We start from the raw sequence: 15,097 nt of genomic DNA on the forward strand, positions 1-15,097 counted from the left end.
GTGTGGTGAGGGTGGCGGGTCAGCGGGACCGGCGCTCGACGGTCGGGTCGGCGGCGGCCACGCGACGCAGCCAGGACGACCGGGTGCGTCCGGCACGGCTGGCGGCGACGCCCCTGACGGCGCGCTGGCGGCGGTAGTCGTTCTCTGCGGAGATGAAGAAGTCGTTGCTCATGACGTAGAGACTCGTCTCCTGAGGTAGGCCCGCACATCGGGCAACCTCCCTATCTGTCGGCTCCGAACCTCACCTGAGGGGGTCGGACCCGCCTGAGGGTCGGTCTGAGGTGGGATAGTTCGTGAGTTGCCGAGGAGGTCGGGTGGAGTTCGCAGAGGTCGTACGACGACGCCGGATGACGCGCGCCTACGCTCCCGACCCCGTCGACCCCGCCGTGGTCGAGGCCGCCCTGGCGGCCGCCACCCGCGCCCCGAGCGCCGGCTTCTCCCAAGGCTGGGCCTTCGTCGTGCTCGACACCCCGGACGCGGTGCGCGGCTTCTGGCGCGCACAGACCGACGCGGCGGCCGACGGGGGCAGCCCGGACCGCTGGCTCGCCGGGATGATGACGGCCCCGGTGGTCGTGGTCCCGTGCAGCCGCCGGTCGGCCTACCTGGACCGCTACGCCGAGGCCGACAAGCGGCGCGCCGGCCTCCACGAGCGCGACGAGGACCGGTGGGCGATGCCCTACTGGCACCTCGACACCGCGATGGCCTCGCTGCTGGTGCTCCAGTCCGTGACCGACGCGGGCCTGGGCGCCTGCTTCTTCGGGCTGGTCCCCGACCGGGTCGAGGCCGTGAAGGAGCGGCTCGGCCTGGTCGACACCGCCGACGAGGAGGCGCCGCACCCGATCGGTGCGATCACGATCGGGCACCCGGCCCCGCCGGCCGACCGGGCGGCGGGTGCACGGGGGTCGGCGAGCCGTCGTCGTCGTACACCGTGGCAGGAGGTGGCCCACCGCGGCCGCTGGGGCGCGGGCTGGTCGACTGACGCCGACGGGGAGGCCGCCGGATGAGGCCGAGCCCGGTGGTCACCCACCTCACCGCCGACGACCTGCGCCAGAAGGAGCCGGTGCTGCCGCGGATCGCGCGGCTGCTGCGGCCCTACCGCGCCAAGATCGCGATGGTGCTCGTCGCGGTCGTCGGCGCGGCGTCGCTGCAGGCGCTGGCGCCGTTCCTGACCCGGGCGGTCTTCGACGACGCGCTCTTCCCACTCGACGGCGGCGGCCCCGACCTCGGCCTGCTCGGCTGGCTGGTCGCGGGTCTGTGCGCCATCCCGGTCGCGGTCGCGCTCATCGGCATCTGGCAGATGTGGCTGACCTCGACCGTCGGGAACTCCGCGATGGCCGACCTGCGCGGCGACCTGTTCGAGCACCTGCAGAAGATGGAGCTCGCGTTCTTCACCGCGACCAAGACCGGGGCGATCCAGTCCCGGCTGGCCAACGACGTGGCGGGCGTGCGCACCGTCCTCACCGACACCGCGACGACGATCGTGCAGAACTCCGTGACGGTCGCGGCGGCGCTGGTCTCGATGCTGGTCCTGTCGTGGCAGCTGACCGTGATCACGCTCTTCCTGATGCCGTTGTTCGTGGTGCTGCAGTTCCGGGTCGGCCGCGTCCGCCAGCGCCTCGCGCGACGCACCCAGGAGTCGCTGTCGGAGATGACCGCGATCACCGAGGAGGCCCTGTCGGTGAGCGGGATCCTGCTCGCGAAGGTGTTCAACCGGGCCGACTCCGAGGTCGACCGCTACCGCGAGGCCAACCGCCGCCAGACCCGCCTGCAGGTGGAGCAGGCGATGACCGGGCGCACCTTCTTCGCCGTGGTCCAGACGTTCTTCGCGATCACGCCGGCGCTGATCTACCTGTTCAGCGGCTGGCTGATCACCGGCGACACCCCCGTCGGGGCGGGCGAGAGCGCGCTCACCGCGGGCACCCTCGTCGCGTTCACCACGCTGCAGGGCAGGCTGCAGATGCCGCTGCTGCAGCTGATGCGGGTCACCCTCGACGTGCAGACCTCGCTCGCCCTGTTCCGCCGGATCTTCGAGTACCTCGACCTCGAGCCCGCCATCACCGAGCGCCCCGGCGCCGTCACCCTCGACCCCGACGCCGTCCGGGGCCGGGTGGAGATGCGCGGCGTCCGGTTCCGCTACCCCGAGCCCCGCTCCCTGTCCGGTACGACGAACCGCGACCGCTTCGGCGAGAGCGGGGTGCGGATCGAGGCGGACCCCGATGGTCCCGGCGCCGCACCGGTGACCTCCGGGTGGGCGCTCGACGACGTCTCGCTCGTGGTCGAGCCGGGGCAGCTCGCCGCGATCGTGGGTCCGTCGGGCAGCGGGAAGACGACGGCGACGTACCTCGTCCCGCGGTTCTACGACGTCACCGAGGGCGCGGTGCTGATCGACGGCCACGACGTCCGCGACCTCACCCTCTCCTCGCTGGCCGACGCCGTCGGGATGGTGACCCAGGAGCCGTACCTCTTCCACGGCACCATCCGCGACAACATCGCCTACGCGAAGCCCGACGCCACCGCCGACGAGATCGAGCGGGCCGCGCGCGACGCCAACATCCACGACCGGATCATGGGCTTCCCCGAGGGCTACGAGACGATCACCGGCGAGCGCGGCTACCGCCTGTCCGGCGGGGAGAAGCAGCGCCTCGCCATCGCCCGCGTGCTGCTCAAGGACCCCGCCATCCTGATCCTCGACGAGGCCACCTCCGCGCTCGACAACGAGACCGAGCGACTGGTCCAGGAGGCCCTCGAGCGCGCCACCCGCTCGCGCACCACCATCGCCATCGCCCACCGCCTCTCGACGATCCGCTCCGCCGACGTCATCTTCGGTCTGGAGGACGGTCGCCTCGTCGAGCGCGGCACGCACCACGAGCTGATGGCCGCCGGTGGCCTCTACAAGCGCCTGTACGACGAGCAGTTCTCCCGTGAGCCGCACGGCCGGCCGGCCTGCGACAGCCGGCGGGCGGACGTCTCGTTGTAGCGGGGCCCTACCTGGTCGGCGCTGGGCGGTAGTCCCTGACGAAAAGCACCGAGATGACCTGGTTTCCGGTGCTTTTCGTCAGGGACTACCGCAGCACAGCCGCTCACGCGGTGCGGTAGCGCAGCCACCGGTCGGCCTGGTCAGCGCTGAGGGCCCGGCGTGCCTCTACGGTCGAGGTCGATGTCCACCACGTCGGCGGGTCAGCGGTCCAGGAACGCGGGCCGGTACGACGTGCGGCTGATCGGTACGCGCGCCAGAGCCGAGCCAGGAAGTCGCCGGGCCGGTCTCCGGACATCCACCGCACCATCTCCACGCCGTGGGACGCGAAGACCTCGTCACGGGCGCGGTCGCTGCGACGCTGCTCGCGGCCGAGGTGGACGACGCCGTCGTAGTCGGCTGCCACCCCTGCCGCCACGTCGATGACGTCGGGGGTCCCGATGTGCCGTCCGTCCCTGTCGAACAGGGGGACATTGGGCTTCAGCAGAGCTCCTTCGACCGCACCCGCCCACAGCAGCCGGAGCCTGGTCTCCTGCGGGGACCAGGCGTTCTCCTGACCCAGGGTCAACGCCTGCCGCGCCTGCGGCACCCCCGTCCACGACGACTGTCCTCCGATGACCTCGCCGACCTCCGCAACCGATGCAAGGTCCGAGTAGGCCGCCATGTCGAGGACCTGGACCGCAGCCAGCAGGGACGGCGCGTAGCGCATGGCGAAGGAGACCGACCACGCCGCATTCGTGACCCGAACGCCGTCGACCGCCAGCATCGCCTGCTGGCCAGCGCCCTCCCCGCACACGACGAAGCCCCGCTGCGGGCGAATGTCGAAGGTACTGATCAACAAGTCGACCGGGAGCCGGCCACCAGTCGCGTCCGTTCCCGTGAACCACGTGCCGCCCAGCCACCGCAGTGCGGCCCAACCGGTCACCGCGTGCGGCGGCCCGAGGACGACCGAGGCCTCGAGGATCCGCTGCTCGACATTGCTCCCGTCGATCTCGGCCGGGACGTAGAACCCGAGGCTCGAACGGCGGAACCTCACGCGGTTGCGCGCCTGTCCCCGCGTCGGTCCGTCCCGACCCGTCGGATCCAGCCGGACCGGTCGCACCAGGCCCGGACGAGGCTCCTCCCATCGCACCATGCCGGCAGGTTGCGCCCGCCGTACGACATCGCGCGCCGTCGTAGGCCGGCCCTGTGGACAACGATGCTCCTCCACAGGACAGGACGCTCCGGGTGGCCGATCCCGCTGCGGTAGTCCCTGACGAAAAGCACCACAACGCGACCGATTCCGGTGCTTTTCGTCAGGGACTATCGCACGCGACGCACAGACCTCAGGGCTCCACGAGTCCCGCCCGGATCGCGTAGCGGGTCAGCTGGGTGCGGTCGTTCATCCCCAGCCGGGCGAGGATGTTGGTGCGGTGCTTGTCGACCGTCTTCTCGCTGATCGTGAGGATCCGCGCGATCTCGCGTGTCGTTCGTCCCTCCGCGACCAGCTTGAGCACCTCGTCCTCGCGCGGCGTGAGCACGGTGGTGGGGACCCGCTCGCCGCGGGCGACCCGATCGAAGTAGTCGCGGACGATCGCGCCCATGGCGCCCGGGTAGACGAAGGCCTCGCCGCGCATCGCCGCCCGGCACGCCTCGACGAGGTCCTCGTCGACGACGGACTTCAGCACGTAGCCGCTGGCGCCCAGGCGCAGCGCCGAGAAGAAGTACTGCTCGTTGTCGTGCATCGACAGCATCAGCACCCGCGGCGGGTCGGGCCGCCGGGCGATCTCACGCGCCGCCTGCAGCCCCGTCATGGTCGGCATCGCGATGTCGAGGACGACCAGGTCGACCTCGGTCTGCCGCAGCAGCGCCACCGCCTCCGCCCCGTCGGCCGCCTCGGCGACGACCTCGATGTCGAGCTGCTGCTCGAGGATGAGGCGCACCCCCCGACGGACGAGGGCGTGGTCGTCGGCCAGGAGGACCCGGATCGGCGTCACGCGACACCTCCGGTCGGGACGAGCAGCCGGACCGTCGTACCCGCACCGCGCGAGCGCACCTCGAGGGTCCCGCCGACCAGTGCCGCGCGGTCGCGCATCCCGGCCAGCCCGGTGCCGTCGGGCGTCCCGGCGGCGAGCCCGCAGCCGTCGTCGGCGACCTCCAGGGCGACGCCCGTGCCGAAGCGCAGCAGCGACAGCTCGACCCGCGTGGCCCTGGCATGGCGGACCACGTTGGTGAGCGCCTCCTGGGCGACGCGGTAGACCACGACCTCGGCATCGTGGCCCAGCTCCGGCAGGCCGGGTCCGAAGGTACGACGGACGGCCGGCCCGCCGTGCGCGGCGACATCGGTGGCCAGCGCCGCGAGCGCGGCCTGCAGGCCGAGGTCGTCGAGCACACCGGGGCGCAGCTCGCGCGCCACCCGTCGTACGTCGTCCAGACCGGACCGGGCGCTCTCGCGCAGGAGCGCCAGCTCGGCGCGCAGGTCGTGCGGGGCGCGGTCCTCCACCTGCTTGAGCCCCAGCAGCACCACCGTGAGGCTCTGGCCGACCTGGTCGTGCAGCTCGCGCGCGATCCGGTGGCGCTCCGCCTCCTGCGCGGCGAGCGCCCGGGCGGAGCTGGATCGTCGCTCCCCCTCGAGGCGCTCCAGCATCGCGTGGTAGCTGCGGACCAGCTGCGCGCCCGGACCGTCGCCCTCGGCGGTCAGGCGGCGCCCCACCCCGCCCAGCTGGACGGTCGCCATCTCCCGGATCACCTTGTCGACCGGCGCCAGCGCACTGCGCAGCAGGACCGCCGTCACCAGCAGGACCAGGCCGAGGCCGGCGACGAGGACCAACGCCTCCGAGACCACGACCTGCCGCGAGACCCGGGCCGGCGAGAGCAGCAGGACCGACACCGCCGCACACAGCACCGCGCCGTTGATCAGGCACACCTTCCAGTACAGGGACGAGTTGACGGGCCGCACGCCTCCACCCTCCCCGAAGGACGGGGCTGAGCAAATGGGGGGCGGACCCCATACCGCCGCGACGGCTCCGGCGGTTCGCTGGAGCCATGCCGCCGCCCCTCGCCCGTCTCCGACGCACCCTCGGCCGTTCGCTCGCCGTCGGGTACGACGGATCCCGCCCCCGGGGCGAGGGCGGCGGCACCCAGCACGCGCTGCCGCTGACGGTGCGCGGTCCCACCGCGGACGGCGCCGACGTACGGCTGCTCGTGGAGGCGATGGTCGCCGCGGGCCCGGCGGCGCCGGCCGACCCGGTGCGGGTGACGCGCGCGCTCCTGCTCGCCGCGGCACGGCGATGGCTGGCCGCCCACGACCTGCCGGACCTGCCCGAGGGCCTGCCCCACGCCCGGGACGCCCTGGAGCACGCCGTCGGCGAGGTGTTCGACGACCTGGACCTGCGCCTCCTGCGCCTCGACGTCGTGTCGGTCGAACACCTCCTGGCCTCCCCCTCCGGCGCCGATGGGACGGGGGTCCCGCGATGACGGCAGCCGCCGAGCTGGCGGTCTCCGTCGGGATGCTCTGCGCCGCCGTGGGCTTCGCGGTGGGGCTCGCGATCGGCCGCGGCCGCCAGCCGCGGTGGGCGGAGAAGGGCAGCTTCGTGCACAAGGTCTCGATCGGGTTCGCCACCCTCGACCGGATGGACGCCGTCCTGCTGCGCTTCGAGGTCGAGGAGGAGTCGCGGCTCGCCGGCGTCGAGGTCGGCGAGCTCAGGCTCCCGGTGGGATCGGCCGTCGCGCTGGTCACGCGCGGCGACGCCGTACTCGTGCCCGGCGACCGGACGGTCCTGCGCCGCGGCGACCAGGTCCTCGCCGTCGCCGCCCTGGGCCAGGTGGCCGAGGTCGAGGAACGCCTGCGCGCGGTCAGTCGCCACGGCCGGCTGGCCGGCTGGTACGAGACGCTCGAGCCGGTACGACGGGGCGCGGCGTGATCCTCACGTCGGCCGCCCTCTCGATCTTCATCGTCGCCTACGCCCTCATCGCCACCGAGCGGGTCCACCGCGTCGCGGCCGCGCTCGGCGGGGTGGCCGCGATGGCGGCGATCGGCCTGGTCGACGCCAACTCGGCCTTCTTCCACCACGAGACCGGGATCGACTGGAACGTCATCTTCCTGCTCTTCGGGATGATGGTCATCGTCGGCGTCCTCAAGCAGACGGGCCTCTTCGAGTTCCTCGCGCTGTGGGCTGCGCGCAAGTCCGGCGGCCGGCCCTACCGACTGCTCGTGCTTCTGGTGCTGATCAGCGCCACGGTCGCCCCGATCCTCGACAACGTCACCTGCGTCCTGCTGGTCGCACCGGTGACGATCGCGGTCTGCCGTCAGCTCGGGCTGCCGTCGGCGCCGTACCTCATCTCGTTGATCCTCGCCTCCAACATCGGCGGCACGGCCACGCTGATCGGCGACCCGCCCAACATCATCATCGGCAGCCGGGCCGGCCTGACCTTCGACGACTTCCTCGTCCACTCGCTGCCGCTGACGGTGGTCCTGCTGGTCCTGTTCGTGGTGATGGCCCGGTGGCTGTTCCGGAAGTCGTTCGGGGAGCCGGTCGACGTCGCTCACGTCCTCGCCGACCTGGAGCCGCGGGACGCGATCACCAACATGCGGATGCTGGTGCGGTGCCTGGCCGTGCTGGCGCTGGTGATGGTGGCCTTCAGCCTGCACACGGTGCTCCACCTCGACCCCTCGATGGTCGCGATGATGGGTGCCGGTGCGACCGTGCTGGTGTCGCGGACCGAGCCCGAGGAGTTCCTCGAGGAGGTCGAGTGGGGGACGCTCGCCTTCTTCATGGCGCTCTTCGTGCTCGTCGGCTCGCTCGTCCAGGTGGGGGTGATCGGGCGGATCGGCGAGCTCGCCGCCGACGCGATGGGCGATCGCGAGCTGCTCGCCGCCACCGCCCTGCTCTTCGGCTCCGGCGTGGTGGGCGCGTTCGTCGACAACATCCCCTACACGACGGCGACCGTCCCGATCGTCGAGGACATGGTCGCGGCGACCGGGTCCTCGGGCGCGGACAGTCCGCTGTGGTGGGCGTTCGTCTTCGGCGCCGACCTCGGCGGCAACGCCACGGCCGTCGCCGCCGGTGCCAATGTCGTCGTCCTCGGCATCGCGGCGAAGTCCGGGGAGCCGATCAGCTTCTGGCAGTTCACGAGGTACGGCGTCGTGACCACCGTGATGACCCTCGTCGTGGCGTGGCTCTACGTCTACCTGCGCTACTTCGTGCTGGCCTGACGCCGCTGTCCGCGGTTCAGGCCAGCCCGAGGATCCGTACGCACTCCAGCGCGACGTAGAGCTCGGCGGCGTCGACGGGACGGGCCAGGTCGCGGCCGGTGACCTCCTCGAGGCGGCGCACCCGGTAGCGGACGGTGTTGCGGTGCACGTGGAGCTCGCGGGCCGCCGTCGAGGTGGAGCCGCCGGCAGCGAGCCAGGCGCGGGCCGTGTCGATGACGACGGCGCGGTCGTCGGGCGGCAGGGCCAGCACCGGGGCGAGGACGGCGTCGACCAGCGCGCGGGCCTGGTCGGGGCTGCTGGCGAGGAGGACGGCGAGCGGGTCGCTGCCGAACCGGCCGACGTCGACCGTGCCCGGTGAGACCGCCGCGCAGGCCACCCTCGCCTGGCGCCGCGCCTCCTGGACCTCGTCGAGGCGGGAGACGACGTCGCTGACGCCGACCCGTGCGCGGGCCAGGCCGCGCAGCAACTCGACGAGGTGCTCGACGCCGAAGCCGAGGCGGAGCGCGACGACGCCCTCCTGGTGGTCGTGGTCGAGGCGCCACGCCGAGCGGACATTGGTACGACGGAGGACGCGTTCGACGTCGGCCAGGCCCTCCGCGCCGGGCGCCGGCGACTCGGCGGACACGACGACGTACTCACTCGCGCGGCCGAGGTCGAGCATGCCGGCGGTCTCGCCGACATAGGCGGTCGCGTCGGCGTCGCCGTCGAGGAGCGAGCCGACGAGCACGGCGCGCATCTGCCCGTCGCGGCGGGCACGGTCGGCCATGGAGCGGCGGTAGGCGTCGGTGACGTCGGCGGCGAGCTGGTCGCTGACCGCCCAGATGTCGGCGGCGGCGAGGAGCAGGAGGTCGCGGTCCTCCGGGTCGGCCCGCTCGACGAGCACCTCCCAGATGAACCGGGACCCGACCCGGAAGGCCTGGAGGACCACCGCGTAGGGCACGCCCTGCTCGGCGCGGACGGTGCCGGTCTCGGTGGGCGTCTCGGTGGCGGTGACGTCACCGGCGAGGTTGCCGAGGATGTAGCGGGTGTTGACCACGCACGAGGCGACGAGCTCGTCGTGGGACACGGTGTCGCCGGCGTCGTACACGGGGATCTCGGCGCGGATCCGCTCGGCCATCGCCGCTCCGAGCTGGTCCGACTCGGGGAGCAGGCGGGCGCTGAGCTTGCGCACCTCGGCGTTCACGTCCGGTCCATCCACGGTTCCGAGCGTAGGGCCCGCGTTGTGCAGGTGCACACATGATCACCGGGAAAGTCGGTGCGCACAGCCGAAGCGGTCGACCCCTCGGCGACGGGACGCTTGTGCAGTCAACCCGGAGACCCCGAGGAGCACCGATGAGCACGAACCCCGCCACCCTGGCCGACACCGCCGCCCCGCTCGACGTACTGCTCGTCGACGCCGCGCTCGGTCCGGTCCGCCGCTTCCTGCCCGACATGTCGACGGCGCGGTGGGCGGTCTCGATGGCGCGCCGGCCGCGGCTGACCGCGCGGCGCCTGGGCGGACTCGCCGCCGAGGCCGGCAAGGTGGTGCTCGGGACGTCCGAGGTCACGCCGAAGCGTGGCGACCGCCGCTTCACCGACGCCGGCTGGACCGAGAACCCGTTGCTGCGCCGCCTCGTGCAGCTCTACCTCGCGGGCGGCCGCACGGTCGACCAGCTGGTCGACGAGGCCGACCTCGACCCGCGGGACCGCAAGCGGGTGCGCTTCCTGGTGGAGAATGTCGTCGAGGCGATGTCGCCGAGCAACGTGCCGCTGGTCAACCCGGCCTCGGCGAAGGCCGTCATCGACACCGCCGGCCTCAGCCTGGTCCGCGGCGGCACCCAGCTCGTGAAGGACCTCGCCTCGGCCCCGCGGATCCCCGACATGGTCGACACCTCGGGCTTCACCCTCGGCGACAACATCGCGGCCACGCCCGGCTCGGTGGTGTTCCGCAACGACGTGCTCGAGCTGATCCAGTACGTCCCGCAGAGCGACGAGGTGCGCGAGGTGCCGGTGATGATCGTCCCGCCGACGATCAACAAGTTCTACGCGGTCGACCTCTCCCCCGGGCGCAGCCTCGTGGAGTTCAGCACCCGCAACGACCGGCAGATGTTCGTCATCTCGTGGCGCAACCCTGACGCCCGCCACAAGGACTGGGACTTCGACACCTACGTCGGCTCGATCCTCGAGGCGCTCGACGCCGTCGAGGAGATCACCGGCAGCGCGCAGACGATGCTGGCCGGGATCTGCTCGGGAGGGATCCTCGCGAGCATCACGGCGGCGTACCTCGCGGGCATCGGCCGGCAGGACCGGCTCGCCGGCCTCGTGCTCGCCGTCACGGTCATCGACAACCACGACTCGGGCACCGTCTCGGCGCTCACCGACCCACGGATGGCCGCGCTCGCGAAGGCGCGCTCCGCCCAGAAGGGCTTCCTCGACGGCCGCTCGCTCGCCGAGGTGTTCGCGTGGCTGCGGCCCAGCGACCTGATCTGGAACTACTGGGTCAACAACTACCTGCTCGGCAAGAAGCCGCCTGCCTTCGACATCCTGTTCTGGAACGCCGACACCACGCGGATGTCAGCCGGCCTGCACGCCGACTTCGTCGACATGGCGGTCGAGAACCAGCTGATCCGAGCGGGCGCGCTGAGCGTCCTCGGCGTCCCGATCGACCTCGGCAAGGTCACCGTCGACAGCTACATCGTCGCCGGCATCGCCGACCACATCACGCCCTGGGAGAACTGCTACCGGACCACCCAGCTGCTCGGGGGCGCGACCCGGTTCATCCTGTCGACCAGCGGCCACATCGCCGCCCTGGTCAACCCGCCGGACAACCCGAAGGCGTCCTTCCACACCAACGACGACCACGGCGCCGACGCCACGACCTGGCTCAAGGGCGCGGAGACCCACCAGGGCTCGTGGTGGAACGATGTCGCGCAGTGGCTCGACGAGCGCACCGGCGAGCTCAAGCCCGCTCCCAAGGAGATGGGCTCGACCCGCCTCAGGCCGCTCGCGGACGCCCCCGGCACCTACGTCTTCGACAAGTGAGGTCTCCCGCGTTGGACCGCCCCCTCGAGCTGCGCCAGCTCACCGTGCTCGGGCACGAGATCCGCGCCGCGGTGCGTCCCGGCACCGAGCCCGGTCCCCCGCTGCTGCTCTGCAACGGGATCGGTGCCAGCCTCGACCTGCTGCAGCCCTTCGTCGACGCGCTCGACCCCCGGATCGGTGTCGTGCGCTTCGACGTGCCCGGCGTGGGCGGGTCGCCCGACCCCAAGGTGCCCTACAACTTCGCGCTGCTCGGCGTGGGCGTCGCGAAGATGATGAGCCAGCTCGGCTTCGACCGGTACGACGTCCTCGGGATCTCGTGGGGCGGCGGGCTCGCCCAGCAGCTGGCCTTCCAGCAGCCCCGCCGCGTCCGGCGCCTCGTGCTCGTCAGCACTGCCACCGGGTCGCTGATGGTGCCCGCGCCGCCGAGCGTGCTGCGCAAGATGGTCACCCCGCAGCGTTACCGCGACGCCGACTACGCCGTGCAGGTCGCCGCCGAGCTCTACGGCGGGCAGATGCGCGACCGACCCGACGACGTACGACGCCTCATGCACGCGCACTCGCGCGTCGGCTCGCGGCGCGGCTACCTGCTCCAGCTGCTCGCGGGGGCGGGCTGGTCGAGCCTGCCCGGGCTGCCCTTCATCCGGCAGCCCACGCTGGTGCTCGCCGGCGACGACGACCCGATCATCCCGCTCGTCAACGCCCGGATCATGACCCGGCTGCTGCCGCACGCGACCCTGCACGTCTACCCGGACGGCCACCTCGGGCTGGTCACCAGCGCGGACACCCTGGCGCCGCTGATCGCGGGGTTCTTGCGGCCGGAGGGCTGATCAGAAGCCGGCCGGTACGACGTGCGCGTCCGGGCCGGGGAAGGCGAGCGATTCGTGGCCGTCGTCCCACCGCACGAGGTACGGCGGCCCGCCGTCGCTCCCGCGGACCTCGAGCACCTCGGCCTCGCGCCGGTGCTGCGCGTCGGAGTGGCTCTCCACGACGAGCCGGTCACCCACGTTGGCGTGCATGACTCCACCATGCGCCCGCTCCGGCCGCAGGCACAAGGGTGGGTGGCCGGCCGTGCCTACGCTGGAGTGCATGGAGGAGGAGCCGGACCGCGACCAGCCCGCGGACCCGCGCGCGGAGAGGGCCGCCGCCCGCGCCCGGATCGAGCAGCAGCAGACCTGGGTCGACCTGCAGGTGCGGCAGGCGATGGAGCGCGGGGACTTCGACAACCTCGCCGGCGCGGGCAAGCCGATCCCCGACCTCGGCACCAGCCACGACCCCGACTGGTGGGTGAAGCGGCTCGTCGAGCGCGAGCGGATCACCGTCCTGCCCCCGGCCCTGCAGCTGCGCAAGGACGACGCGGAGCTCGACGCGCACCTCGACACCCTCGGCTCGGAGCGCGAGGCGCGGGCGTTCGTCGAGGACTTCAACGCCCGGGTCATCCGGGCCCGGTACACCCCCGTCGACGGCCCGCCCCTGATCACCATGCCCCGTGACGTGGAGGCGACGATCGAGGCCTGGCGCGAGCGCCAGACCGCCCGGCGCGCCGAGCGCGCCGCCCTCGCCGCCGTCACCGACGCTGCAGCTCCCAGGCGCCGCGGATGGCTGCGCGGAGCGCGGCGGCGTCGCCGCTGAGCAGCGCCTGCACCTTCAGGTGGCGCTCGTAGCGGGGCGGGACGCCGAAGGTCTCCGGGTGCTCGGCGACCATCCGCTCCCGCTCCTCGAATCCCGCGCGGACCACCAGCTCGCCCGGGTCGACGAGACGAGCGACGAGCCGGTCGTCGACGTACCAGGCGGGGTGCTGAGGGGTGCCCTTGCGCTTGCAGCCGGGCAGCGAGCGGGCGAACGCGTCGACCTCCTCCGGCGTCATCGCGCCACGGTACGACGACCGGACCGTCTCGGCGAGACATCCGTCATACCCGGACGGGGTGACTCACGGGTAGGTTCAGCAAACGTGAGTCACAAGAGCGCCAAGGACTTCTTCCGACCGCTCGCCGTGGGTGCCCCGGCCCCGCTGCGCGAGATCCCCGCCCGGCCCAGCCGCGCCATCCACTTCTTCGACCCGTCGAACGAGAAGATGGCCGCGAAGATCCCCGACATGGTCGGCACCGTCGACGTGCTGCTCGGCAACCTCGAGGACGCCGTCAAGGCCGACAACAAGGTCGCCGCCCGCGAGGGCCTGGTGCGGATCGCCCAGGCGACCGACTTCGGTCCGACCCAGCTGTGGACGCGCATCAACGCGCTCGACAGCCCCTGGGTGCTCGACGACCTGACCACGCTGGTGCCGGCGATCGGCGACAAGCTCGACGTGATCATGGTCCCGAAGGTGCAGGGCGCCGAGGACATCCACTACGTCGACCGGATCCTCGCCCAGCTCGAGGCCAAGGCCGGCATCACCCGCCCGATCCTCATCCACGCGATCCTTGAGACCGCCCGCGGCGTCGCCAACGTCGAGGAGATCTGCGGCGCCTCCCCGCGCATGCAGGGCCTCTCCCTCGGCCCGGCCGACCTCGCGGCCGACCGCAAGATGAAGACCACCCGCGTCGGCGGCGGCCACCCCGGCTACCTCGTGCGCGAGGACGCCCCGCGCGGCGAGGACGGCCTGCCGGACCTCGACGCGAAGCGTGCGATCTTCCAGCAGGACCTGTGGCACTACACGATCGCCAAGATGGTCGACGCCTGCGCGACGCACGGGATCTACCCGTACTACGGGCCGTTCGGCGACATCAAGGACACCGTCGCGTGCGAGGACCAGTTCCGCAACGCGTTCCTGCTCGGCTGCGTCGGCACCTGGTCGCTGCACCCGGTCCAGATCAAGATCGCCAACCGCGTCTTCTCCCCGAGCGTCGAGGACATCGCGCACGCCCGCCGCGTCGTCGCCGCCATGGGCGACGGCACCGGCGCGGTCATGATCGACGGCAAGATGGAGGACGACGCCTCCCTCAAGCAGTGCCTGGTCCTCGTCGAGCTCGCCGAGAAGCTGGCCGAGATCGACCCCGACCTCAAGGCCACCTACGACGCCATCGAGACCCCGGAGGCCTGACCCATGACCGAGTTCAAGCCGCTGCGCTCCGTCCTCTACATGCCCAGCTCCAACGAGCGGGCGCTGGAGAAGGCGAAGACGCTGCCCGCCGACGCCATCATCTTCGACCTCGAGGACGCCGTCGCCCCCGACGCGAAGCCCGGCGCCCGCGAGGCCGCCGCCGCGGCCGTCGCCTCCGGCGAGTACGGCCGCCGCCACCTGATCATCCGGGTCAACGGCATCGGCACCGAGTGGCACGACGAGGACATCCGGGTGGCCGCCAAGGCGGGCCCGGACGTCGTACTCGTGCCCAAGGTGAACTCCGCCGAGGAGGTCCTCCAGCTCGTCGACGCGCTCGCCGCCGCCGGCGCGCCGGAGAAGACCAAGCTCTGGGCGATGGTCGAGACCCCGATCGGCATGCTCAACGCGCTGTCGATCGCGACCGCCTCCGAGCGCCTCACCGGCTTCGTGATGGGCACCAACGACCTGGTCAAGGAGCTGTACGCCGAGCACGTGCCCGGCCGGCAGCCCGTGATCACCGGCCTGGGCCTCGCCCTGCTCGCGGCCCGCGCCGCCGGCATCGTGATCATCGACGGCGTCTACAACGACGTGAAGAACATCGACGGCTTCCTCGCCGAGGTCGAGCAGGGCCGCCAGATGGGCTTCGACGGCAAGACCCTCATCCACCCCGGCCAGGTCGAGGGCGCCAACACCGGGTTCGCCCCGAGCGAGCAGGCCGTCGAGGACGCCCGCGGCCTGATCCAGGCCTGGGAGGACGGCAAGGGCTCCGGCGTCGTCACCTACAACGGCAAGATGGTCGAGAGCCTGCACGTGGAGTCCGCCGAGCGCACGCTCGCGATCCACGAGGCGATCGCAGCCCTCCAGGGCTGAT

17 protein-coding genes are annotated in these 15,097 nt (G+C 72.2%); 10 read left to right on the top strand and 7 right to left on the bottom strand.

Annotated features, from left to right (window positions below; genetic code table 11):
* Positions 1 to 19: 19 nt before the first annotated feature.
* Positions 20 to 172 carry a hypothetical protein gene (locus AC2YHB_RS24100; RefSeq protein ID WP_179648148.1) on the bottom strand — a complete coding sequence of 51 codons (153 nt, stop codon included), beginning with the start codon at positions 170 to 172 and terminating at the stop codon, positions 20 to 22.
* 142 nt (positions 173 to 314) lie between these two features.
* Here AC2YHB_RS24100 and AC2YHB_RS24105 point away from each other — a divergent pair, with 142 nt between their 5' ends.
* Both AC2YHB_RS24105 and AC2YHB_RS24110 read left to right on the top strand, forming a co-directional pair.
* Positions 315 to 1,004 carry a nitroreductase family protein gene (locus AC2YHB_RS24105; protein WP_179648149.1) on the top strand — a complete coding sequence of 230 codons (690 nt, stop codon included), beginning with the start codon at positions 315 to 317 and terminating at the stop codon, positions 1,002 to 1,004.
* On the top strand, positions 1,001 to 2,977 hold the full coding sequence (locus tag AC2YHB_RS24110; RefSeq protein WP_179648150.1) for an ABC transporter ATP-binding protein: 1,977 nt from the start codon (positions 1,001 to 1,003) through the stop codon (positions 2,975 to 2,977). The genes AC2YHB_RS24105 and AC2YHB_RS24110 overlap by 4 nt, the downstream gene beginning before the upstream one ends.
* Before the next feature lie 103 nt (positions 2,978 to 3,080).
* Here AC2YHB_RS24110 and AC2YHB_RS24115 read toward each other — a convergent pair whose 3' ends face one another.
* From AC2YHB_RS24115 to AC2YHB_RS24125, 3 genes are all read right to left on the bottom strand, one after another.
* A complete protein-coding gene (locus AC2YHB_RS24115) occupies positions 3,081 to 4,010 on the bottom strand; it encodes a hypothetical protein (RefSeq protein WP_487354760.1) in 930 nt (309 codons plus the stop codon).
* A 289-nt stretch (positions 4,011 to 4,299) separates the two neighbouring features.
* Positions 4,300 to 4,950: a response regulator gene (locus tag AC2YHB_RS24120; protein ID WP_487354761.1), complete on the bottom strand. Its 651-nt coding sequence runs from the start codon at positions 4,948 to 4,950 to the stop codon at positions 4,300 to 4,302.
* Positions 4,947 to 5,912, bottom strand: coding sequence for a sensor histidine kinase (locus tag AC2YHB_RS24125; protein ID WP_179648152.1), 966 nt, complete (start codon positions 5,910 to 5,912; stop codon positions 4,947 to 4,949). Before AC2YHB_RS24125 ends, AC2YHB_RS24120 begins: the two co-directional genes overlap by 4 nt.
* Before the next feature lie 86 nt (positions 5,913 to 5,998).
* Between AC2YHB_RS24125 and AC2YHB_RS24130 the strand changes: the two genes are divergently transcribed.
* From AC2YHB_RS24130 to AC2YHB_RS24140, 3 genes are read left to right on the top strand one after another with little or no spacing between them, the layout of a single operon-like run.
* Entirely contained in the window at positions 5,999 to 6,430 is a 432-nt protein-coding gene (locus AC2YHB_RS24130; protein WP_218864622.1) for a hypothetical protein, read from the top strand.
* Complete coding sequence (locus AC2YHB_RS24135; protein WP_218864623.1) at positions 6,427 to 6,876, top strand: TrkA C-terminal domain-containing protein; 450 nt, start codon at positions 6,427 to 6,429, stop codon at positions 6,874 to 6,876. The genes AC2YHB_RS24130 and AC2YHB_RS24135 overlap by 4 nt, the downstream gene beginning before the upstream one ends.
* The gene (locus AC2YHB_RS24140; RefSeq protein WP_308645502.1) at positions 6,873 to 8,168 is read left to right on the top strand and encodes an ArsB/NhaD family transporter; all 1,296 of its coding nucleotides are present in this window, start codon (positions 6,873 to 6,875) and stop codon (positions 8,166 to 8,168) included. Before AC2YHB_RS24135 ends, AC2YHB_RS24140 begins: the two co-directional genes overlap by 4 nt.
* Positions 8,169 to 8,184: 16 nt before the next feature.
* Here AC2YHB_RS24140 and AC2YHB_RS24145 read toward each other — a convergent pair whose 3' ends face one another.
* On the bottom strand, positions 8,185 to 9,366 hold the full coding sequence (locus AC2YHB_RS24145) for a PucR family transcriptional regulator (RefSeq protein WP_179648154.1): 1,182 nt from the start codon (positions 9,364 to 9,366) through the stop codon (positions 8,185 to 8,187).
* Positions 9,367 to 9,500: 134 nt separating this feature from the next.
* Here AC2YHB_RS24145 and AC2YHB_RS24150 point away from each other — a divergent pair, with 134 nt between their 5' ends.
* Both AC2YHB_RS24150 and phaZ read left to right on the top strand, forming a co-directional pair.
* Positions 9,501 to 11,189, top strand: coding sequence for a PHA/PHB synthase family protein (locus tag AC2YHB_RS24150; protein ID WP_179648155.1), 1,689 nt, complete (start codon positions 9,501 to 9,503; stop codon positions 11,187 to 11,189).
* An 11-nt stretch (positions 11,190 to 11,200) separates the two neighbouring features.
* Entirely contained in the window at positions 11,201 to 12,016 is an 816-nt protein-coding gene (gene phaZ, locus AC2YHB_RS24155) for a poly(3-hydroxyalkanoate) depolymerase (protein WP_218864624.1), read from the top strand.
* On the opposite strand, the gene AC2YHB_RS24160 is transcribed toward phaZ, so the two are convergent.
* On the bottom strand, positions 12,017 to 12,205 hold the full coding sequence (locus AC2YHB_RS24160; RefSeq protein ID WP_179648156.1) for a DUF1918 domain-containing protein: 189 nt from the start codon (positions 12,203 to 12,205) through the stop codon (positions 12,017 to 12,019). It lies immediately after the preceding gene.
* 70 nt (positions 12,206 to 12,275) lie between these two features.
* Between AC2YHB_RS24160 and AC2YHB_RS24165 the strand changes: the two genes are divergently transcribed.
* The gene (locus AC2YHB_RS24165) at positions 12,276 to 12,818 is read left to right on the top strand and encodes a DnaJ family domain-containing protein (protein WP_179648157.1); all 543 of its coding nucleotides are present in this window, start codon (positions 12,276 to 12,278) and stop codon (positions 12,816 to 12,818) included.
* Here the strand turns inward: AC2YHB_RS24165 and AC2YHB_RS24170 are convergent.
* Positions 12,754 to 13,053 (bottom strand): hypothetical protein, encoded by a 300-nt coding sequence (locus tag AC2YHB_RS24170; RefSeq protein ID WP_179648158.1) that lies wholly within the window; start codon positions 13,051 to 13,053, stop codon positions 12,754 to 12,756. The two genes, AC2YHB_RS24165 and AC2YHB_RS24170, sit on opposite strands and share 65 nt — an antisense overlap.
* An 84-nt stretch (positions 13,054 to 13,137) precedes the next feature.
* Here AC2YHB_RS24170 and AC2YHB_RS24175 point away from each other — a divergent pair, with 84 nt between their 5' ends.
* Entirely contained in the window at positions 13,138 to 14,226 is a 1,089-nt protein-coding gene (locus AC2YHB_RS24175; protein ID WP_036548820.1) for an HpcH/HpaI aldolase/citrate lyase family protein, read from the top strand.
* 3 nt (positions 14,227 to 14,229) lie between these two features.
* The gene (locus tag AC2YHB_RS24180) at positions 14,230 to 15,096 is read left to right on the top strand and encodes an HpcH/HpaI aldolase/citrate lyase family protein (protein WP_179648159.1); all 867 of its coding nucleotides are present in this window, start codon (positions 14,230 to 14,232) and stop codon (positions 15,094 to 15,096) included.
* Position 15,097 lies beyond the last annotated feature (1 nt).

It is taken from the genome of Nocardioides sp. SRI_004, assembly GCF_057586415.1.

What these genes read in the sequence shown, in the direction of transcription:
- AC2YHB_RS24100 (WP_179648148.1), bottom strand. Translation starts at nt 172, where the DNA reads ATGAGCAACGACTTCTTCATCTCCGCAGAGAACGACTACCGCCGCCAG.
- AC2YHB_RS24110 (WP_179648150.1), top strand. Translation starts at nt 1,001, where the DNA reads ATGAGGCCGAGCCCGGTGGTCACCCACCTCACCGCCGACGACCTGCGC.
- AC2YHB_RS24130 (WP_218864622.1), top strand. Translation starts at nt 5,999, where the DNA reads ATGCCGCCGCCCCTCGCCCGTCTCCGACGCACCCTCGGCCGTTCGCTC.
- AC2YHB_RS24135 (WP_218864623.1), top strand. Translation starts at nt 6,427, where the DNA reads ATGACGGCAGCCGCCGAGCTGGCGGTCTCCGTCGGGATGCTCTGCGCC.
- AC2YHB_RS24150 (WP_179648155.1), top strand. Translation starts at nt 9,501, where the DNA reads ATGAGCACGAACCCCGCCACCCTGGCCGACACCGCCGCCCCGCTCGAC.
- AC2YHB_RS24160 (WP_179648156.1), bottom strand. Translation starts at nt 12,205, where the DNA reads ATGCACGCCAACGTGGGTGACCGGCTCGTCGTGGAGAGCCACTCCGAC.
- AC2YHB_RS24165 (WP_179648157.1), top strand. Translation starts at nt 12,276, where the DNA reads ATGGAGGAGGAGCCGGACCGCGACCAGCCCGCGGACCCGCGCGCGGAG.
- AC2YHB_RS24170 (WP_179648158.1), bottom strand. Translation starts at nt 13,053, where the DNA reads ATGACGCCGGAGGAGGTCGACGCGTTCGCCCGCTCGCTGCCCGGCTGC.
- AC2YHB_RS24180 (WP_179648159.1), top strand. Translation starts at nt 14,230, where the DNA reads ATGACCGAGTTCAAGCCGCTGCGCTCCGTCCTCTACATGCCCAGCTCC.